Origin of the sequence: Andreprevotia chitinilytica DSM 18519 (assembly GCF_000711875.1) — a bacterium.
Taxonomy (GTDB): Bacteria; Pseudomonadota; Gammaproteobacteria; order Burkholderiales; family Chitinibacteraceae; genus Andreprevotia; species Andreprevotia chitinilytica.
Genome location: NZ_JONM01000008.1, coordinates 208,683 through 229,997 on the forward strand (window position 1 = coordinate 208,683; position 21,315 = coordinate 229,997).

At 61.3% G+C, this 21,315-nt stretch carries 8 protein-coding genes; 3 read left to right on the top strand and 5 right to left on the bottom strand.

The features are described 5' to 3' along the window. Positions 1 to 116: 116 nt before the first annotated feature. Both BR41_RS12650 and flgA read right to left on the bottom strand, forming a co-directional pair. Complete coding sequence (locus BR41_RS12650; protein WP_035057011.1) at positions 117 to 1,301, bottom strand: AGE family epimerase/isomerase; 1,185 nt, start codon at positions 1,299 to 1,301, stop codon at positions 117 to 119. A gap of 105 nt (positions 1,302 to 1,406) precedes the next feature. Further along, positions 1,407 to 2,117 (bottom strand): flagellar basal body P-ring formation chaperone FlgA, encoded by a 711-nt coding sequence (gene flgA, locus BR41_RS12655; protein WP_156970681.1) that lies wholly within the window; start codon positions 2,115 to 2,117, stop codon positions 1,407 to 1,409. A gap of 98 nt (positions 2,118 to 2,215) precedes the next feature. On the opposite strand from flgA, the gene apaG reads away from it, so the two are divergent. From apaG to BR41_RS12670, 3 genes are all read left to right on the top strand, one after another. Further along, the gene (gene apaG, locus BR41_RS12660) at positions 2,216 to 2,599 is read left to right on the top strand and encodes a Co2+/Mg2+ efflux facilitator ApaG/CorD (RefSeq protein WP_035057014.1); all 384 of its coding nucleotides are present in this window, start codon (positions 2,216 to 2,218) and stop codon (positions 2,597 to 2,599) included. A 119-nt stretch (positions 2,600 to 2,718) separates the two neighbouring features. Beyond that, positions 2,719 to 4,494: an ABCB family ABC transporter ATP-binding protein/permease gene (locus tag BR41_RS12665; RefSeq protein ID WP_035057016.1), complete on the top strand. Its 1,776-nt coding sequence runs from the start codon at positions 2,719 to 2,721 to the stop codon at positions 4,492 to 4,494. A 186-nt stretch (positions 4,495 to 4,680) separates the two neighbouring features. Next, the gene (locus BR41_RS12670; RefSeq protein ID WP_035057018.1) at positions 4,681 to 5,133 is read left to right on the top strand and encodes a hypothetical protein; all 453 of its coding nucleotides are present in this window, start codon (positions 4,681 to 4,683) and stop codon (positions 5,131 to 5,133) included. A 99-nt stretch (positions 5,134 to 5,232) separates the two neighbouring features. Here the strand turns inward: BR41_RS12670 and BR41_RS12675 are convergent, their stop codons facing one another. The 3 genes from BR41_RS12675 to BR41_RS12685 all read right to left on the bottom strand — a co-directional run bounded on the left by BR41_RS12675 (position 5,233) and on the right by BR41_RS12685 (position 21,315). Next, positions 5,233 to 5,451 (bottom strand): MbtH family protein, encoded by a 219-nt coding sequence (locus tag BR41_RS12675; RefSeq protein WP_035057021.1) that lies wholly within the window; start codon positions 5,449 to 5,451, stop codon positions 5,233 to 5,235. Positions 5,452 to 5,666: 215 nt separating this feature from the next. Beyond that, positions 5,667 to 7,313, bottom strand: coding sequence for a cyclic peptide export ABC transporter (locus tag BR41_RS12680; protein WP_035057023.1), 1,647 nt, complete (start codon positions 7,311 to 7,313; stop codon positions 5,667 to 5,669). A 67-nt stretch (positions 7,314 to 7,380) separates the two neighbouring features. Further along, the gene (locus BR41_RS12685; protein ID WP_035057026.1) at positions 7,381 to 21,315 is read right to left on the bottom strand and encodes a non-ribosomal peptide synthetase; all 13,935 of its coding nucleotides are present in this window, start codon (positions 21,313 to 21,315) and stop codon (positions 7,381 to 7,383) included.

Consider the following 21,315-nt stretch of genomic DNA (forward strand, 5'->3'; position numbering starts at 1 on the left):
TGTCGCTGGCAAGGTCGAAACGCAGGATGGGTTGAGCGTAGCGATATCCATCAATCAGGCTCATCGCATCTAGCAACGATGGGTATCGCTGCGCTCAACCCATCCTACGAGTTTGATCAATCCTTGATGGCGTTCAACGCCTCGTAACACGCGCCCATGGTGTGGTAGTCGGTCTTGCCGGCCGGCGATTTTTCGTCGTCCACCTTCTTGTTGTCCGGCGTCAGGATGCGGAACCACGCGCCGTGCTGGTGATCGACGAAATGCGCCCAGCTGTAGGCCCAGATCTTGTCATACCAATCCCAATACTTGGCATCGCCCGTGCGCTCGGCCAGCAAGGCGGCGGCGGCGAAGGATTCGGCCTGCACCCAGAAATACTTGTCTTCGTCGTAGGGTTGGCCGTCGAGGTCGTAACCATAGATCAGGCCGCCATGCGTGTGATCCCAGCCGGAGGCCATGGCGGCATCGAAGAGTTCACGGGCACGCTGCAAATGCCAATCCGCCGGGGCATGGCGATCGAGGATCAGCAGCAGCTTGGCCCATTCGGTCTGGTGGCCGGTCTGGAAGCCCCACGGGCGGAAGATATTGGTGCGGTCGCCCTTGTTGTATTCCAGATCGGGCGTCCAGTCCGGTTTGAAGTGTTCCCACACTTGTCCGCCAGTGAGCGCGGCCTGGCGGCGGGTGAAGTTGTCCGCCAGCAGCCTGGCGCGATCCAGATAGCGTTGCTCGCCAGTGGCCTCGTACGCGGCCAGCATTGCCTCACAGCCGTGCATATTGTCGTTCTGGCCACGATAGGCAGTGAGTGCCCAGTCGGCGCTGGCTTCGCTGGCATAGACGCCGTATTCCGGCAGCCAGAAGCGTTGCTCCATCACGTCATAGGCTTCAGCCAGCCACGCTTTTGCTTCGGTGATGCCGGCCTTCACGCCGCAGGCATAAGCCAGTATCACGAAGGCCAGGCCATAACATTGGTTGGTGGCGTCGACCACTTGCCCATCGCGCAGCAGCCAGCCGTAACCGCCAGTCGCCGGGTTGCGATGCACATCGCGGATATACGCCAGCCCGTGCTTCACCCACGCCAGATATTCCGGCTTGCCGAACTGCTTGTAGGCCATCGCATAGTTGAATACGAAGCGCGTGCTGGAGACCAGATGCCGCGTATGCGCGTCGTAAACCGTGCCGTCGTCCTTGTAGAAATGGTAGAAGCCACCCGCCGGATCAACGGCGCGCGGGTCATAGAACGACAGGGTGTGAGCGATATGGTCGAGCAGGAAGGTGCGGGATTTGAAGTGCGGCAGGGCGGACATGGGCGTGTTCCGTTGGATCAATGGCCATGAGCATAGCGCCGAGCTGTGGCGAAGAAACTAAGGCGAATTACTAGCCAGAAAGCTGCGGCCGGAATCCGGCTGGAATCAAGGCGTTACTTCGACCATGCCATTGCTATGCGCGATGCCCTGAATAATCTGGTTGTTCCCCACGCGCACGCGCACCGTTTGGCCTTCGCTGGCATTTTGCAGCGCCGTGCCTTCATTGCTGACTTCCACATCGCCATCACGGAAGATGATCTTTACCCGCTGATTCTGCTGAATCACCACTGCCGCCCGCAGCATTTCGCCGCGCAGCACGCCGCCGGAGGGTACGGCGGAATTCAGCATTCTGCCGATCGCCTGGGTTGGATCGAGAATCACGCTACCCGGCAAGAGCGATAAATCCCCTTGCTGCGGGATCAGATCGCCCGGCTGGATTTCGCTGCCGGCCTTGAGCGGGCGGGCCGCGACGTAATAAGTGCTCTGGATCGATACCTTGACCGGAACGTTGATCCCCCAGGCGGCACCATCGATGCACCGCACGCGCACCATCGTATTGCCAACCAAGCGTGATCCCGCCGTCATCTGGATATCGAAGCGCTGGCAGGCATCCAGCCGCAACCGGCTGTCGATTTCTCCAATCTGATAATTGGCGGTGCCTTGGCTATTGGCCAATTGGCCTTCCAGCCAATCGCCGACGGCGCGCTGAATGGCTTTAAGGTCTTGAGCCGGGCCGGCCGCTAGCGTGGCAGTGGCTGTTGCCGCCACGGCAAGCAGGATCGAGAGGCGCAGGATTGATAGGTAGATGGTACGCATGGCGTGATGATAACCGGCCGATTCGCCCTTTGCAGGCAAAGGTTGCGCGCTGCAATCGGCTAGAATCCCCTTAATCTACTTTTCAGTATGAGGTTGTCATGGCCGAGCCCAATCGCCACCCCATTCGCGTGGTCGCCGAATCATTCTTCCTGCCCGAGCAGTCGGATGAAGACGAAAACCGCTACGTCTTCGCCTACCAGATCACCATCGTCAATCAGGGCGAGGTGACCGCACAGCTGGTTTCGCGGCACTGGATCATCACCGATATGGAAAACAAGGTGCAGGAAGTGCGCGGTCTGGGCGTGATCGGCGAGCAGCCGGTGCTGGAGCCGGGCCAGTCATTCGAATACATGAGCGGTGCCACGCTCGAAACCCCCGTTGGCACCATGCGCGGCAGCTACCGGATGCGCACCCTGGACGGCAGCGAATTCGATGCGGAAATCCCCGAGTTCGTGTTGTCGATCCCACGCACCTTGCATTGATGGCGATGATTTAAATTCGCGCCTTGCACTTGGCATACACCGCCCGCATTTTCTTGCATTGACGCGTGCAATTACTGCGATCCAATCCCGCAATCCAACCTGAGCGAAAAGCCGACCTCATGGCCGAAACCAAGCAACCCCGCAACGACTGGCAAACCATCCGCTCGCTGCTGCCTTATCTGTGGCAATACAAGCTGCGCGTTATCGTCGCGCTCAGCCTCCTGGTGCTCGCCAAGTTCGCCAACGTGGCGGTGCCGCTGGTGCTCAAGGGCATTGTCGATCAGCTGGATGGCAGCAAAGGCATGTTGTTGGTGCCGCTGTCGTTGGTGCTGGCGTATGGCGCACTGCGGCTGTTCTCATCGGTATTCGGTGAATTGCGCGACGCGGTGTTCGCCAAGGTCACGCAGGGCGCGATCACGCGGATTGCCTTGCAGGTATTCAACCATCTGAACGCGCTCAGCCTGCGCTTTCACCTGGAACGCCAAACCGGCGGCATGAGCCGCGATATTGATCGCGGCACCAAGGGCATCGCCTTCCTGCTCAATTTCACGCTGTTCAATATCTTGCCGACACTGGTGGAAATCGTGTTGGTGGCGGTGATCCTGCTGAAGAAATACGACTGGTATTTCGCCGCGATCACCTTCTTCACCATCGTGCTCTACATTGCGTTCACGCTGGGCATCACCGAATGGCGCATGCATTTCCGCCGCGAAATGAACGAGCTGGATTCCAAAGCCAATACCCGCGCCATTGATGCATTGCTCAATTACGAGACGGTCAAGTACTTCAATAACGAGGGCTGGGAAGCCCAGCGTTATGAAAAGAGTCTGAAAAAATGGGAAGACGCCGCCGTTAAAAGCCAGGTCTCGCTGTCGTTCTTGAACGCCGGGCAGGCCGGCATCATCGCCTTGGGCGTGACTGCACTGGTGTGGATGGCCGCCAACGAAGTCGTGCATGGCCGCATGACGCTGGGTGACCTGGTGCTCGTCAACGCCTTCCTGCTGCAGCTGTACGCGCCGCTCAACTTCCTCGGCTTCGTGTACCGCGAAATCAAGCACTCGCTGGCGGACATGGAAAAGATGTTCACGCTGATGCACCAGAACACCGAGGTGCAGGATTCGGCAGAGGCCCGGCCGCTGGTCACCAACGCGGTGGAAATCCGCTTCGAGCACGTCGACTTCGGTTACGACCGCAATCGGCAGATTCTCACTGACCTGAGCTTCAGCATTCCGGCCGGCCATACCGTCGCGGTGGTGGGCGCGAGCGGCGCGGGCAAATCGACGCTATCACGCCTGCTGTACCGCTTCTATGACGTGTGGAACGGCCATGTGAACATCAATGGCACCGATCTGCGCGACCTCACCCAAGCCAGCCTGCGTGCGCATATCGGTATCGTTCCGCAAGACACCGTGCTGTTCAACGACACCATCTATTACAACATCGCCTACGGCAAACCCGGCTCGACGCGGGAAGAAGTGATCGAGGCCGCCAAAGCCGCGCATATCTACGACTTCATCCAGCGCCTGCCGGATGGTTTCGAGACGATGGTCGGTGAGCGTGGCCTCAAGCTCTCCGGCGGTGAAAAGCAACGGGTGGCGATTGCCCGCACCATCCTCAAGAACCCGCCGATCCTGATCTTCGACGAAGCGACCAGTGCGCTCGATTCCAAGACCGAGAAAGCCATTCAGGCAGAGCTGAAAGCTATTTCCGCCAATCGCACCACGCTTGTCATCGCGCATCGGCTCTCCACCATTTCCGATGCAGACGAGATCATCGTGATGGAAGCGGGCAGGGTGGTCGAGCGCGGTAGCCACAACGCATTGCTGGAGCGTGACGGTGCCTATGCCCGCTTGTGGGCGCTGCAGCAGCATGAGGAATTGGCCGGGGCTGCTTGATCGGGTCAGCCCTTGGCCTGACGCCTGTTGGCTACACGATCGGGTTTGCATGACTTGATCAAACCGGTTTGGTCGGGAAGAATGCACGACTATGTCGATGTGAAAATTGACGCTGGCGTGCAGGGCAAATGACTTGGAATCGAAGTCTGAGCGAGGCGGCGCTTATCCCATCCCGGAGAAATTCCCATGAAGAAATCCATCCTCGCCGCGCTGTTCGCGGTGACGTCCATCGGCGCGGTCGCCATCGAAACTTCTGCGCCGGTTGAATACCAGGCCGCGCAAGACAAGGAAAGAGAAGCCAAGCAGAGCGAGCAACGGGCCGCTGACATCGCCCGCGCCAAGCAGGAGGCGATTGCAAAGGCAGCACGGGATGCGGAAGCCGCCAAAGCTGCCGCCCAATCGGGTACGACGCCGACCAAGTCCGCGCAAGGGCAAGCTGCCCCAGCTGCGGCAACCACAGCCAGTGCCAAGACATCTGCTCAAACGACGCCAGCTACCACCTCTGAATCACATGAATTGAGCTGGGTGGATCGGATCAGTGGCAAGGTGCAAGCAAAGGAATGGCTGACCGCCGATATGCCGCTGCAAGGCGGCACGGTGGATGCGCTGATCGATACCAAGTCAGCGACGGATAAATAACATCGGTCATGCAAATGAAAAGGCCGAAAGCAATTGCTTTCGGCCTTTTCATTTGCCGGGCTCAATAGGGTGTCGCCATCCGAATCCGCTTGATCCTTATTACTGCCCGGCAGATTCCATCTGTTTCCGCAGCGACAGCGGCCGCATATCGGTCCAGACCTCCTTGATATAGGCAAGGCAGGTCTCCTTCGTGCCCGGATTGCCTTCGATATGCCAACCCAAGGGAACGGCTTTGCCTTCCGGCCAAATCGAATATTGGCCTTCATCGTTGACGACCACGTGATACAAGGCGTCGTTTTGGGTATTTTCGTCAGTCATGCGCTTCGATCCTATCAGTACGATTGATTTTCTGAAGCCGCGCCTGCAATGGGCAGGGCAGCAAGGGTTCGTCGAATGGCAGGCCAGCAGGCCTGCCGGACGAATTGATTAAACGGCCTGACCGGATTCGCTCGTGTTGCATCGCGTCCGGCATTGGCCATTTTTATAACATTGCCGGATGTTCTTTGTTGAAATCATCCCGGTGAATGTCGCGATCAAACAACGCTATAGGCCGGTTGTTGCTCCTGATGCTGCAAATGCCCCTCTTCAAGCTTGATGACCCGATCCGCGCACGTGAAATAAGCATCGTCGTGCGTGATCACCAACACGGTCTTGCCGCGCCGTTTCAGATCCGGCAATAGCTCGGTATAAAACACGCGCTTGAATACCGGGTCTTGATCGGCGGCCCATTCATCGAACAGATAAATGGGGCGGTCTTCCAGATAGGCGGATACCAAGGCGAGGCGCTTGCGCTGGCCGGTCGACAAATTGATGGTCGAGAATTTGCCATCAACCACGCTCACCTTATGCGCCATCCCCAGCTTCTCGACGTAATGCATGGCGCGTTCTCGCACCCCGTCCTCATCGGCATCCAGCAGTTGTTCAAACAAATGGAAATCGGCAAACACCGCCGAGAAGTGCTGGCGGTATTGCGTGATGTTTTCCGGGGTCACCAGTGTGCCATTCAGGTGGATTTCACCCGCTTCCGGCGCATAAAGCCCCAGCAGCAGCATGGCCAGCGTGGTCTTGCCGCTGCCGTTGCCGCCGATGATGAACACGATTTCGCCTTCGCCAATGCTTAGATCGATCGGGCCGAGCATGAACTGGCGCTCTTCCACCGGGCCGGGGTAGTGATGCGCGACTTTCTTCAAGACCAGCGACCGTTGCGCCACAGCGGGGAACGCAGTGGTAGCGGCGGCAGTATTGGATAGGGCTTCCGGTTCGCCCAGTGCGCCTTCCAGCTGCCCGATCTTGGCGAGCGAGAAACCGGCCTGCCGGATGACTGGCACGGCATACAGGATGTCGTTGATCGGCCGCATCAAAAACAGCAATACCAGCGTGAAGGTGGTCAGCACTTCAGCTTTGGGCGTAAACCAGATCGGCACGATAAACACCAACACACCGATCAGCAGATAAAACAGGATGTTGTTGAGGTTCGAAATCAGCGCATAGATTTTCATGGTCAACAAATACAGGTTTTTGAAAGCCAGCGAATCGGGTGCCATGATGCCTTCGACGAATCGCTTGCCCCGCTTGGTATTGAGCTGCAATTCCCGGCTGCCTTCGATCAGGCTGCGGAAATTCCGATACAGAAAATCCATCTGTTCGCGCAGTTTGAACATATGGCGCAGTGGAATACGCTCGGCGAATTGATAGGCGACCAGCCCGATGGTCAGGCAAGCCACCGTCACCACCGAAAGTTGCCACGATAGCCAGGTCAGATAGCCCATGCAGCCGATCACGATAATGATGTTGCCGAATGCCGGCGGCAGCATTTGCAGCGCTTGCACCAAGGTGCCGATATCGTTGGTCATGATCGCCAGCAGTTCGGATTGCCCTAGTGCCTGTAGTTTCTTGACCGGCGTGGCAATCAGCTTTCTGCTTAAATCGACCCGAATCCGGTGTACCGCATCCTGCGTTAAATGCATCAGCACGAATTCGGAAATCAGCTTGGTAATCAGAAAGACCGTGCACAGCCCGAAAAAGCGCCATGCCAGTTCCGCCGAGGCATGATGGGCAGTAACACCGTCCCCAATCGTTTTCACGAGGCTGGCCCCGCTGAATCCGCTGATCATGCCGGTCAAGGTAGCCAATAGCATCAGTTGCCACGACTGGCGGATCAATTGCTTTATCATTTCCATGACATAACCTGTTGTGAATGCGCGAATGAATGAATTGCGTAAAGAAAGACGTTGCCAGATCGATCATTCATGAGAGGGTGCCTTCCGCCGTGCGGAGTTCGCTGGTTTCAATGAATTCGATCAAGGATTTGGCAATGCCTGCCCCGTGGTTTTTCAAAATGGCAAGATGCAGGCCATCGAACGTGTCGCTGGCTGAATGCTCGAAAACGGTGGCCCCCCACCCATTGGCTTTGCTGATTTCCGCGCTTTCAATTCTTTTCGCCGGAAAATGCACCGGCGTTCGATCAGGCAGCTCGCCGAATCGCAGCCCGTTTTCATGGTGATCCGCCCAGTATTGGCGCGTCGCCAGCGCGTGATATTTCTCCGCCAGATAGCGCTGCCGCAGGATGGTCCGCCAGATGTCGTGCTCATGCGGGCTGTGCAATGCCATTCTCTCAACCGCAAATTCCACGCACGCCTCCAGGGGCATATCGTCGAATTTGCGCGCGGTAATCGCCTCGCCAATCTTGGAATAGGTATCGCAAATGGCCTTGAAGAACTCGCTCTTGAAGTAATGCTCGTCAAAAGCTTCGAACGTGTGCTCGGCAGACACGATTGCCGTATCGATGAAGCACAGCATGGATTCGGCAAACCCTAGCCGCTGCAACGCCTGCGCCAGCTCGAAACCGATCAGGCCGCCTACGCAGTAGCCCGCCAGCACGATCTTGCCGGTGCGTTGGCGCAAGACCTGCGGTGCGTACTTCTCGGCCATGGCCGCAAAGCTGTCGAGCGGGTCTTCCTCGTTGTCGATGCCATCGTGATGGAAGACGAACACGTTCGCATGCTCCGCCGCCACGCTGCGCGCAACGCCGTTGAACACCTCCGCACTACCGCCTGCGCCGGGAATGAAAAAGATGTCGTGCGTCGCCGTGTGGGGCGAATCTAGCTTGGCGATATTGTTGTCCACCAACACCCAGTTCCGTTCCTGGTTCGTTGCGGGTGTTGTCTGGGCTGCGCTTGTGGGGGTGATGCCAAGCTTCCGAGCAAATGATTCGATGGTGGGGGCTTCGAAAATGGCACGTACGCTCAAATCGCTCTGGAAGACTTCCCGCACCCGAATGGTCAGTGCCGTTGCGGACAAGGAATGCCCGCCAAGTTCAAAGAAGTTGTCGTGCACGCCGACGCGATCCAGCTTGAGCACTTCAGCCCAGATGGCGGCGAGTTGGGTTTCGGTGGCGTTGCGCGGGGCGGTGTAGCTGGTGTCGTCGCGGTTGCGGTCGGGAGCGGGCAGGGCCTTGCGGTCGACTTTGCCGTTGGGGGTGAGCGGCAACTGATCCAGCACGAGGAAGTGCGCTGGGATCATGTAGTCGGGCAGGCGTTGCAGCAATTGTTCGCGCAACGTGGACACGTCGATTACTTGCCCGGTATCAGCGACGAGATAGGCCACTAGGCGCTTGTCGCCCGGTTCGTCTTCTCGCGCCAACACCACGGCATCCCGCACATTGGCGAGGGCGGTCAGGCTGGCTTCGATCTCGCCCAGTTCGATGCGGAAACCACGCAGCTTCACTTGCTGATCGATCCGGCCGAGGTACTCGATCCGGCCATCCGGCAGATAGCGGGCCAGATCGCCCGAGCGGTACATGCGGTCGCCCGTCTGGGTGAACGGGTTCGGTACGAAGCACGCTGCGGTCAAGTCAGGGCGATTCAGATACCCCCGCGCCAAGCCTGCACCGGCAACGTACAGCTCACCCGCCACACCGACCGGCACGGGGTTCAGTTGCGCATCGAGGATGTAGGCTTTTGCGTTGGCAATCGGCTTGCCAATGGGCGGTGAGGCATCGTTGCCGGCCTCGCAGGGTTGCAGGGTGGCGCAGACGGTGGTTTCAGTCGGGCCATAGGCATTGAAGAAGCGCCGGCCCGGTGCCCAGCTATCGACCAATGCCGCCGGGCAAGCTTCGCCGGCGACGATCAGCGTAGTCAGCGCCGGCAGGGTGGAGGCATCCAGCCACGGCAGCGCTACGGGGGGCAGGGTCGCGACCTGAATCCCTAACTGCTGCAAGGTTGCTTGCAACGCTTGCCCCGGCGTCAGATCGGCTTTGCTCGCCAAGCACAGTGTCGCACCCGCACCCAGCGCCATGAAGATTTCAGACGTGGCGGCATCGAAATTGAACGAGGCGAATTGCAGCACCCGTTGACCGGGCTGAACGTCAAAGGCGGCGATCTGCGCCAAGGCCAGATTGACCAAGCTGGCATTCGATAGCAGCGTGCCCTTGGGCCGGCCGGTGGAGCCGGAGGTGTAGATCACGTAGGCCAGTTGCTGCGGCTGGACGGGGAGGGCTGGGTTGGTGGTGGGGTAGGTCGCCAGTAGTGCCGTTGATTCATCCAGGCAGCACAGAGTGACCGTCTGCCCTGCCAACACATGGCGATGTGCAGTTTGCGTCAGCACCAGCTGCGGCTTGGCATCCGCCAGCATGTAGGCCAAGCGTTCGGCCGGATAGTCGGGATCGAGCGGCAGGTACGCGCCACCGGCTTTGAGTACCGCCAGCAGACCGATCACCAGATCGAGCGAGCGTTCCAGGCACAGCCCAACCAGGACGTCCGGGCCAACGCCTTGGCTGCGTAGGTAATGCGCCAGTTGATTGGCACGGCCATCGAGTTCGCTGTAGCTCAGCTGGCTGTCTTCGAACACGAGCGCGATTTGGTCGGGGGTTTGGGCTGCGTGTTGCTCGAACAGCTGATGGATCGTTTGTTCGGTCGGGTACGCAACGGCAGTGTCATTCCACTCCACCAGCAACTGGCGGGATTCCGCCGCACTTAGCAGTCCCAAATCCGCAATCCGTCGCTCGGGCGCAGCAACGATCTGCCCAAGCAGCGTCGTGAAATGTCCGGCCATCCGCGCAATCGTCGCGGCATCGAACAGATCGGTGTTGTATTCCCACTGCAGCGTCCAGCGTTCTCCCTGTTCGATCACATTCAAGGTCAGGTCGAACTTGGCTGCGGTGGCGTCGATTGCGACGAATTCAAGCGACAAGTCCGGTAGCTGCAACGACGGGGCCGGCTGGTTCTGCAGCACCAGCATCACCTGGAACAGTGGCGTGTAGCTGGTGTCGCGTACCGGGTTGAGCGCTTCGACCAGTTGTTCGAACGGCAAGTCCTGATGCGCATCGGCTTCCAGCACCGCCTCGCGCACCTGTTTGAGCAAGGCATCGAAGCGCTGCTCGGGATCGATCCGTGTCCGCAGGACCAGCGTATTGACGAAGAAACCGATCAGGCCTTCGGTCTCGGCGCGGTTGCGGTTGGCGATGGGCGTGCCGATGCACAGGTCGGTCTGGCCGGAATAGCGGGACAACAGCACGTTGAAGGCAGCAGTCAGGGCCATGAATGGCGTGCAGCCGTGTTGCTGGGCGAGCTGAATCAACGCTGCATGATTGGCTACCAGCAAATCCACGACATGACTGGCCCCGGCATAGCTTTGCACCGTTGGGCGGGGCCGGTCGGTGGGCAGGGTCAGCAGGGCGGGCGCGTTGGTGAGTTGCTGATGCCAGTAATCCAACTGGTCTTGCAGCACGGCACCCGTCAGCCATTGCCGTTGCCAATGGGCGAAGTCGGCGTACTGGATCGGCAGCGACCGGAGTTGGGCCGGTCGTTGTGTGCGCTGGGCTTGATACAGCTGGGTCAGTTCATCCAACAACACCCCCATCGACCAACCATCAGCGACGATGTGGTGCAGCGTCAGCAACAGGACATGCGTGGTGGCATCCAGCCGGATCAGACCGGCGCGGATCAAGGGGCCGGTGCCCAGATCGAACGGCGTGCGGGCTTCGTCCTGCGCCAGCCAGCCCAGCTTGGCATCCCGCTCGCCATGCGGTAGGTCGCTCAGATCGGTGACGGGCAGGGCGATTTCCAGCTTTGCGTGGATGTGCTGCGTTGGTTCGTTGCCGTGGGTGATGAAGGTCGTGCGCAGCGCTTCATGCCGTGCGACAACATCATTCAGCGTGTGGCGCAGCGCGGCGATATCTAGCGTGCCGGTCATCTTCAACGCCATCGGCATGTTGTAGACGGCGCTGCCGGTTTCGAACTGATCGAGGAACCACAGCCGTTGCTGGGCGAAGGACAGCGGCAACGGCTGGCTGCGGTCGATGGGCAAGATCGGCGGTGCTTCGACGCTTTGCTGATGACCAGCCAGATGCTTGCTCAGCGCCGCGACGGTCGGCTCGGCAAACAGCGTGCGCAAGGCGAGTTCGATGCCGAAGTGCTGGCGCACCTTCGATACCAATTGCGTCGCCAGCAAGGAGTGCCCGCCGAGTTCGAAGAAGTTGTCGTGCACACCGACCCGATCCAGCTTGAGGACTTCGGCCCAGATAGCGGCGAGCTGCGCTTCAGTGGCGTTGCGTGGGGCGACGAAACTGGCTTCGTCGCGGTTGCGTTCCGGCGCGGGCAGCGCTTTGCGATCCACCTTGCCGTTCGAGGTGAGCGGCAACTGATCCAGTACGACGAAATGCGCTGGGATCATGTAGTCGGGTAGGCGTTGCAGCAGGGCTTCGCGCAACGTGAACACATCGATTGCTTTGCCGGCGGCATTGGCAACGAGATAGGCCACCAGACGCTTGTCGCCCGGTTCATCTTCACGCGCCAGCACGACGACATCACGCACCGCAGGCAGGGCGGTCAGGCTGGCTTCGATCTCGCCCAACTCGATGCGGAAACCGCGCAGTTTTACTTGCTGATCGATCCGACCAAGATACTCAATGCGGCCATCCGGCAGATAGCGCGCCAGATCGCCCGAGCGGTACATGCGCTCGCCTGCTTCACCGTAGGGATTCGGCATGAAACGTTCTGCAGTTAGGTCGGGGCGGCCGAGATAACCACGGGCCAAGCCGATGCCGGCGACGTAAAGCTCACCGGCCACGCCAACCGGTACGGGCTGCAGCGCATCGTCCAACAGGTAAACGCGGGTATTGGCAATCGGGCGGCCAATCGGCGGGGTAGTGCCATTGCCTTCATCGCAACGCTGGATCGTGGCGCAGACGGTGGTTTCAGTCGGGCCATAGGCATTGAAGAAGCGCCGTCCTGGTGCCCAGGTATCGACTAGCGCTGCCGGGCAGGCTTCACCAGCTACGATGAGGGTGGTCAATGCGGGCAGGGTGGAGGCATCCAGCCACGGCAGCGCTACGGGTGGCAGGGTAGCGACCTGAATCCCCAACTGTTGCAAGGTCATTTGCAGTGCTGCGCCCGGAACCAGCTCGGTTTTGGCGGCCAAGCACAACGTCGCACCGGCACCCAGTGCCATGAAGATTTCGGACGTCGCCGCATCGAAGTTGAACGACGCGAATTGCAGCACGCGCTGGTTGGGCTGAACGCCAAAGGCAGCGATCTGGGCCAAAGCCAGATTGGTCAGGCCAGCATGCGACAGCAGCGTGCCCTTGGGGCGTCCGGTGGAGCCCGAGGTGTAGATCACGTAGGCCAGTTGTTGTGGCAACACGGACAACACTGGCCGTTGGGTGGAATAAGCATCGAACAAGGCTGCCAACTCATCCAGGCAGCACAGTTCGACTGACTGGCCAGCCAGAACCGCTCGATGCCGCGCTTGCGTCAACACCAGCTGCGGTTTGGCATCGGCCAGCATGTAGGCCAGCCGTTCCGCTGGATAGTCGGGATCAAGCGGCAGATACGCGCCACCGGCCTTGAGCACGGCCAGCAGACCAATCACCAGATCGAGCGAGCGTTCCAGACACAGGCCGACCAATGTGTCCGGGCCGACACCTTGAGAGCGCAGGTAATGCGCGAGTTGATTGGCGCGAGCGTCGAGTTCGCCGTAGCTCAGTTGCTGCCCTTCGAACACGAGTGCAGTCTGGTTCGGGGTTTGGGTAGCATGCTGCTCGAACAACTGATGGATCGCCTGATCTTGTGGATAGGCAACAGCGGTGTCATTCCAGTCCAACAGCAACTGGCGGGATTCGGTCTCGCTGAGCCACGGCAAGGCGCTGACTTGGCGTGTCGGATCGGCTGCAATGCCCGCCAGCAGCACGCCAAAGTGCTTCGCCATCCGGGTGATGGTCGCGGCATCGAACAGGTCGGTGTTGTATTCCCACTGCAGCGTCCAGTGCTCGCCCTGTTCGATCACATTCAAGGTCAGGTCGAACTTGGCGGCAGTGGCATCGATTGCGACGAATTCCAGCGACAAGTCCGGTAGCTGCAACGACGGGGCCGGCTGGTTCTGCAACACCAGCATCACCTGGAACAGCGGGGTGTAGCTGGTATCCCGCACCGGATTGAGGGCTTCGACCAGCTGTTCGAATGGCAAGTCCTGATGGTCGTAGGCGGCGAGCGTTATTGCTCGCACTTGTTGCAGCAGGCCGGTGAAGGTTGCTTGTGGATCGACGTGGCTGCGCAGCACCAGCGTATTGACGAAGAAACCGATCAAGCCTTCGGTTTCAGCGCGGTTGCGGTTGGCGATGGGCGTGCCGATGCACAGGTCGGTCTGGCCGGAATAGCGCGACAGCAGCACATTGAAGGCGGCAGTCAGGGCCATGAATGGCGTGCAGCCGTGTTGTTGGGCGATCTGAATCAACGCTGCATGATTGGCTACCGGCAAATCCACGACATGACTGGCGCCGGCATAGCTTTGCACCGTTGGGCGGGGCCGGTCGGTGGGCAGGGTCAGCAGGGCGGGCGCGTTGGTGAGTTGCTGACGCCAATAGTCGAGCTGGTCTTGCAGCACGGCACCCGTCAGCCATTGCCGTTGCCAAGCGGCGAAGTCGGCGTACTGGATCGGCAGCGACCGGAGTTGGGCCGGTTGCTGTGTGCGCTGTGCTTGGTACAGCTGAGTCAGTTCATCCAGCAGCACCCCCATCGACCAACCATCGGCGACGATGTGGTGCAGGGTGTAGTACAGCAGATGCTCGTCGTCAGCGAGCCGGATCAGGCCGGCACGGATCAGCGGGCCGGTGCCCAGATCGAACGGACGATTGGCTTCGTCACGCAGCGCGGTGGCGGCTGCATCGGCACGTTCGGCTGCCGGCAGGTGGGTCAAATCAAGTAACGGCAACGCGAAGTCGCTCGCTACCGTGACGACCTGCACCGGCATGCTGTCCTGCTGCGCAAAGTGCGTACGCAAGGCTTCGTGACGGCCGATCAGGTGTTCGAACGCTTGGCGCAGTACCTCAACATCAAGTTCACCTTGCAAACGCAAGGCGGCCGGGATGTTGTAGGAGGCGCTGCCCGGATCGAACTGATCGAGGAACCACAGGCGTTGCTGAGCGAAGGACAGCGGGAAGGTGTGGGTTGCTGCATCAGCACGCGCCAGCGGCAGTAGCGGCGCAGCCACATGCTGGGCACTGGCCGCATCCAGCACCGTCGCCAATGCAGCGATGGTCGGGTGATCGAAGAACTGCCGCAGCGGCAGATCACGGCCGAGCTGGCGGCGCAGTTGCGAGCTGACTTGCGTCGCGAGCAGCGAATGGCCGCCCAACTCAAAGAAGTTGTCGTGGATGCCGATGCGGTCGAGTTTCAACACTTCGGCCCAGATGGCGGCGAGTTGGGTTTCGGTGGCGTTGCGCGGGGCGACGAAGTTGACCGTGTCGTTGCTGCGTTCCGGCGCGGGGAGTGCTTTACGGTCGACTTTGCCGTTCGGGGTCAGCGGCAGCTGATCCAGCAGCATGAAGTGCGCCGGCACCATGTAGTCGGGCAGGCGTTGGCCCAACTGTTCGCGCAACGCGGACACTTCGATTTTTTGCCCTGCATCGGCTACCACGTAGGCCACTAGGCGTTTATCGCCGGGTACATCCTCTCGCGCCAGCACCACTGCACTCCGTACACCCGGCAGCGCCATCAGCGTCGCTTCAATCTCGCCGAGTTCGATGCGGAAACCGCGCAGCTTCACTTGCTGGTCGATCCGGCCCAGATAGTCGATGCGGCCATCGGGTAGATAACGCGCCAGATCGCCGGAGCGGTACATGCGTGCCCCAGCCTGGCCGAACGGATTCGGGACGAACTTCTCGGCGGTCAGATCCGGCCGGTTCAAATAACCACGGGCCAAGCCATCGCCAGCGATATACAGCTCACCGGCCACGCCCACTGGCACCGGTTCCAGATTCGCATCGAGGATGTAGGTCTGTGCATTGGCAATGGGTTTACCAATCGGAATGGCAGTCCCGTCGATCTCGCCGCTCACCGCCTCGGTGCAGGAGAAGGTCGTGCACTCGGTCGGGCCATAGCCATTGGTCAAACGACCACCGGCTGCCAAGAACGCTGCCACATGCGGTGGCGACAAGGCTTCACCCCCCGCCAGCACATGCTTGGCCTTCACCAGCCGTGGCAATTCGTGATCGACCATCTGATTGAATAGCGCCGAGGTCAGCCACAGCGTATCGATGCGTTGGGTGTCGATGAATTCGCCGATCGCCGCCAATGTCAGCCGACCCGGTGCCGGCAGCGCCACGATTGCGCCATTCAGCAACGGCGCCCACAGCTCGAAGGTGGTGGCATCGAAGGTGGTCGGGGCCAGGTGCAGGACGCGGGCATGGGGAGCGAGGGAGAAGTAATGCGTCTCCCGCACCAGTCGCACCACATTGCGATGGGTGACCAAGACCCCTTTGGGCTGGCCAGTGGAGCCGGAGGTGTACATCACGTAGGCGAGGTGGTCGGGCGAAGTCACATCGGTCGGGTTGTGATTGGGCAATCCCGGCAACGAGGCATCGTCGAGGCGCAAGCTTGGCACACTATCCAAACCCAGCGCTGCCCACGCCTCGCCATGACTCAGCACCAGAGCCGGTGCGGCATTGCTCAGGATATAAGCGAGCCGTTGCGCCGGCAGCGCCGGATCGAGCGGCAGATAAGCGCCGCCGGCCTTGAGAATGCCGAGCACCCCAACCAACGATTCAAAGGAACGTTCCGCGCACAGGCCGACCAGTACGTCCGGCCCGACGCCGCGTGCGCGCAAGGCATGTGCCAGCTGATTGGCGCGGCGGTTCAGTTCGCCATAACTAAGTGCCTGCTCAAAACCAACTTCCGCAACGTTGCTACTTCCATTCCCCCCTTCGTGAAGGGGGGCTAGGGGGGATTTCGACGTCATCACAACTTGAGATGTCGCAGAAATCCCCCTCGGTCCCCCCTGCCTGGACGAATCAGGAGATTCGCACGGCACGAGAAGGGGGAGGTTAGAAGCTGCAGCGCTGAGTGCGGACGGCTGGTGTGGTTTTGCGCTTGAATCCCCGTCAAACAGCGCAGCAACCCGCTCCGGTGCAGCAGCAGCCTGCTGCTCAAACAGAGCCTGAATACTCGCCTGCGGATAATCAGTCGCCGTGGCATTCCAATCCGTCACCAGCTGCTTACGCTCAGCGGCAGACAAAATCCCTAGCGTCGCGACAGAAGCATGTGGCGCGCTTTCCAGTGCCACCACCAACTGCTCGATCGCCCGGCCCAGATAGGCGCAGACCTGTTGTGGATGGACGGCGCGGCTGCCCAGCACGGTCAGCGCGAATCCCTCGCCCAGATCGTCGATCGATACCGTGAGCGGATAGCTGGTGCGTTCTTCGCCGCGCAGGATTTCCATACCGTCGAAAACCGGCGACGCGGCGGCTGCGGCATCGCTGTAGCGGTAATTCAGCAGTGACGAAAACAGCGGAACGGACGCCGCAACGCCGCTGCAGCGCTGCGCTTGCACCAGTGATGCATGTTCATGGCGCAGCAACTCGGTGAGCATCGATTGCGTGCCGCGCAGGGCTTGATCGACGCTGGCCGTGCCAGCATCAATGCGGATTGGCAGTGTGTTGATACATAGCCCCATGACGCGATCCGCGCCTTCGCCGCCTTGCAGACGGCCGAACAGGATGGTGCCGAAGACGACGGCGTCGTGTCCGGTGAGGCGGGCGAGCACTACGCCCCAGGCCAAGTGCATCAGCGCGGCGGTGCTGACTTTGCGGGTGCGGGCGCTGTGGCGAATCCGTTGCGCCAGCTCGGCTGGCACGGCTTGGTGCGCTTCCTCGATATCCGCGCCATCGCCGTGGACGTCCAGCACGCCGTAGGGCGCGGTTGGTTCTTCGATTGCGCCGAGCATGTCGGTAAAGAACGCTTCGTGCTCCGCCGTGCCAATGCCCAGCCGGGCCTGCGCGATGAAGTTGCGGAATGGCAGCGGCACCGGCAACTGGTCGGTCTGGCCGGCAAGGATGGTCTGGACTTCCGCGAACAGCAGTTCCAGCGTGGTGTGGTCGCTGATCAGATGGTGGTGCAGCAGCTGCAGCAGCCAGCGGCCTTGATCGGCGTCTTCGGCGACGAAGGCGCGCATCAGTGGCGCTTCGCTGACCGCTAGCCGATAGCGGCGTGGGTCGTATTCGTTGTCCAGCGCGGCCAGCGGCACGTCTTCGACCGGCAGCCGGGCGCTGCGCAGGACGACTTGCACCGGCTCGGCCAGGCCTTGCCACAAGACGGCGGTGCGGAAGGTGTCGTGGCGGTCGATCACGGTTTGCAGCGCGGCGGTGAAGCGGTCGAGCCGCGCGCGGCTGTCGAAGCTCAGTTGCAGTTTGAGCAGGTAGGTGTCGCCCTGCTCGTGCAGCAGGTGGTGGAACAGGATGCCTTCCTGCAGCGGCGCGAGCGGGTAGATGTCCTGGATATTGGCGGCACCGCCCGGCACGGTGGCGACGATGGTCGCGATGGCATCGGGCGTGAGTTCGATCAGCGGCAACATCGCCGGCGTGATTGCATCGCAACCAGCGGGAATCAGGTTGGGCGGGACGGCGGTTGGCGCGGTATTGACCTGCGAGGTGGCGGCGACGGCGGCAATCGTCGGCGCGTTGAATAGAGTGCGGATATCGACCGCCAGCCCGGCGCGGCGCATGCGTTCGGTGAGCGTGACGGCCAGCAGCGAATGCCCGCCGAGTTCGAAGAAATCATCGTGCACGCCGACGCGTTCCAGCTTGAGCACTTCGGCCCAGATGGTGGCGAGCTGCGCTTCGGTGTCGTTGCGCGGGGCGACGAAGCCGGTTTCGTCGCGTGTCCGTTCCGGCGCAGGCAGCGCTTTGCGATCCACTTTGCCGTTCGGCGTGAGCGGCAGTTGCTCCAGCACCACGAAATGCGCGGGTGCCATGTAGTCCGGCAGGCGTTGCAGCAACTGGCTGCGCAGCACGGCGGGTTCCGGCGCGGTCTGGCCGGCGCGGAACACCAGATAGGCCACCAGTTGACGGTCGCCCGGTTCGTCTTCGCGGGCGAGCACCACGGCATCGCGCACGGCGGGGATGGCGGCGAGCGCGGCTTCGATCTCACCCAGTTCGATGCGAAAACCGCGCACTTTCACCTGATGGTCGATGCGGCCGAGGTATTCGATGTTGCCATCGGGCAGGTAGCGCGCCAGATCGCCCGTGCGATACATCCGCTCGCCGCTCTGGCTGAACGGGTTGGGGATGAATTTTTCGGCGGTGAGATCAGGCCGGTTCAGATAACCCCGCGCCAGCCCGGCCCCGGCCAGATACAGCTCGCCGGCCACGCCAACGGGGACCGGTTTGAATTCGGCATCCAGCAGGTAAGCCAGGCTGTTGGCGATCGGCCGCCCGATGGTGACTGCTGGGCTGCCCTTGGCGACCAGCGTGTAGGTGGAATAGGTGGTGTCTTCGGTCGGGCCGTAGAGGTTGAATACGGCGTCGATGGCGTTGTGCTGGTACAGCGATTGCACCAGCGCATTCGGCAAGGCTTCGCCGGCCAGATTGATCACCTTCACCGACGGCGGAATGGCGGCGCTGCGCTGCAGGGCGGCGATGGCTGAGGGCACGGTGTTGATCAGCGTGACCGGGAAGGCATCGGGCTTGGCGACGACGTCCAGTACGTCTTGCACCACCCACACCGAGCCGCCGACGCTCAGTGGCACAAACATCTCGAAGATGGAGAGATCGAAGCACACCGAGGTGGCGGCGAGCACCCGGCTCAGGCAATCCCGATCGAATACCGAGCACGCCCAATCGATGAAGACGCTGGCATTGCCATGCTGTACGCCCACGCCCTTGGGTTGTCCGGTCGAGCCAGAGGTGTAGATCACATAGGCCAGATGGCCGGGCAGGGCGATGTTGGACGGATTGGTGGCGGGAAAGCCTGCCAGCGCTGGCATCCGCTCGTCGAGGCAGAACGTAGCGACGTCGGCCTGGAACCGCCCCAGCAAGGGCCGCTGGGTGAGCAACAGCCGGGGCTGGGCATCTGCCAGCATGTAAGCCAGTCGGTCTTCCGGGTAGGCCGGATCGAGCGGCACATAAGCGCCGCCTGCTTTCAGGATGCCGAGGAAGCCGACCAGCATATCGAGCGACCGCGCCGTGCACACGCCCACCGCCACATCCGGGCCGACGCCCTGGCTGCGCAGGTAATGCGCCAGCTGGTTGGCTTGTGCGTTCAGTTCGGCATAGGTCAGTTCTTGCCCTTCGAACACCGCCGCCAGATGGTCTGGCGTCTTGGCGACTTGGGCTTCGAACAGCTGATGGATGGTGTGGGCAGCTGGCTGCGGTGTTGTGGTGGCGTTCCAGTCCCACAGCAATTGCTTGGTTTCCGCCGCGGTGAGCCACGGCAGATCGCCAATGCGGCGGGCCGGGTCGGCGAGGATGGCATCGAGCAGCGTGGTGAAGTGCCCGGCCATGCGGGCGATGGTGTCGCGGTCGAACAGGTCGGTGTTGTACTCGAAGGCGCAACGCAACTGGCCGTCCACTTCTTGTACATCCAGCGTCAGATCGTATTTGGCGGTGTGCCAGGCCACATCGACGTTTTCCAGCGTCAGGCCCGGCAGCGTGGCCGCCTGGGTTTGCGCGTTCTGCAGCACCAGCATGACCTGGAACAGCGGGGAATGGCTGGCGTGGCGTTCCGGTTTCAGCGCATCGATCAGTCGGTCGAACGGCACATCCTGATGTTCGTAGGCATCGAAGGTGACGCGGCGCACTTGTTGCAGCAGCTCGGCAAAGGTCGCTTGCGGGTCGACGTGCGTGCGCAGCACCAGCAGGTTGACGAACAGGCCGATCAGCGGCTCCAGCTCGCTGCGTTGCCGGTTGGCAATGGGTGTGCTGACGCAGATGTCCTGCTGCCCGGCATGCTTGGCGAGCAGGATGTCGAACACGGCAGAGAGCGCCATGAACAGTGTGGCCTGCGATTGGCGGCTCAGCACGTGCAGCGCGGCGGTGGCTGCTGCTGGCACCACGAATGGCAAGCGGTCGCCACGGAAGCTTTGTGCCGGTGGGCGCGGGCGATCGGTGGGCAAGGTCAGCAGCGTGGGCACGCCGGCCAGTTGCCGGGTCCAGTAGTCGAGCTGTTTGTTCAGCACGCCGCTGGCGAGCCATTGCTTTTGCCAACGGGCGAAATCGGCGTACTGCATGGTGAGCGGTGGCAAGGCCGGTGCGTGCCCCGCGGCGTGGGCGGCGTACGAACGTGCCAGCTCGTCGATCAATATGCCCATCGACCAGCCATCGGTGACGATGTGGTGCATGGTCAACAACAGGATGTGCTCGTCCTCGCTTAGCCGCAGCAGTGCCGTGCGCAGCAGCGGGCCGGCGCTCAGGTCGAACGGTGTCTCGGCGGCATCCCGCGCCAGTTGCAGGGCTTGCGCTTCGCGTGCATCGGCCGGCAGCGCTGCCAGATCGGTTAGCGGCAGGGCGAGATCGAGCGCCGGGGCGATGATCTGGTACGGCTGGTCGTCCGCCACGCCGAAGGTGGTGCGCAGCGCGTCATGGCGGGCCACGATGCCAGCGAACGCGGCCTTGAGCGCGGCGATGTCGAGCTGCCCGCGCAGGCGTAGCGCGACGGCAGTGTTGTAGGTGGCGCTGCCCGGCTCGAAGCGGTCCAGAAACCAGAGCCGTTGCTGGGCGTAGGAAAGGGGCGTTCTGTCGCTGGAGAGGGCGTCCTGCAGCTGGCGCAGGTGATCGATCAACGCGGCCTTGTGCAGGCGCAGGTCGGCGCGGATTTCATCGGTCACCACGCCCGGCAGCGCGTTGAGAATGAGCTTGTCGCCATCCAGGTTCAGATGGATCTGCAAGCGCCGCAACGTATCCAGTAATGCCCACAT

Coding starts and splice junctions, on each gene's coding strand:
- BR41_RS12650 (WP_035057011.1), bottom strand. CDS start 1,301: ATGTCCGCCCTGCCGCACTTCAAATCCCGCACCTTCCTGCTCGACCAT.
- flgA (WP_156970681.1), bottom strand. CDS start 2,117: ATGCGTACCATCTACCTATCAATCCTGCGCCTCTCGATCCTGCTTGCC.
- apaG (WP_035057014.1), top strand. CDS start 2,216: ATGGCCGAGCCCAATCGCCACCCCATTCGCGTGGTCGCCGAATCATTC.
- BR41_RS12665 (WP_035057016.1), top strand. CDS start 2,719: ATGGCCGAAACCAAGCAACCCCGCAACGACTGGCAAACCATCCGCTCG.
- BR41_RS12670 (WP_035057018.1), top strand. CDS start 4,681: ATGAAGAAATCCATCCTCGCCGCGCTGTTCGCGGTGACGTCCATCGGC.
- BR41_RS12675 (WP_035057021.1), bottom strand. CDS start 5,451: ATGACTGACGAAAATACCCAAAACGACGCCTTGTATCACGTGGTCGTC.
- BR41_RS12680 (WP_035057023.1), bottom strand. CDS start 7,313: ATGGAAATGATAAAGCAATTGATCCGCCAGTCGTGGCAACTGATGCTA.
- BR41_RS12685 (WP_035057026.1), bottom strand. CDS start 21,315: ATGTGGGCATTACTGGATACGTTGCGGCGCTTGCAGATCCATCTGAAC.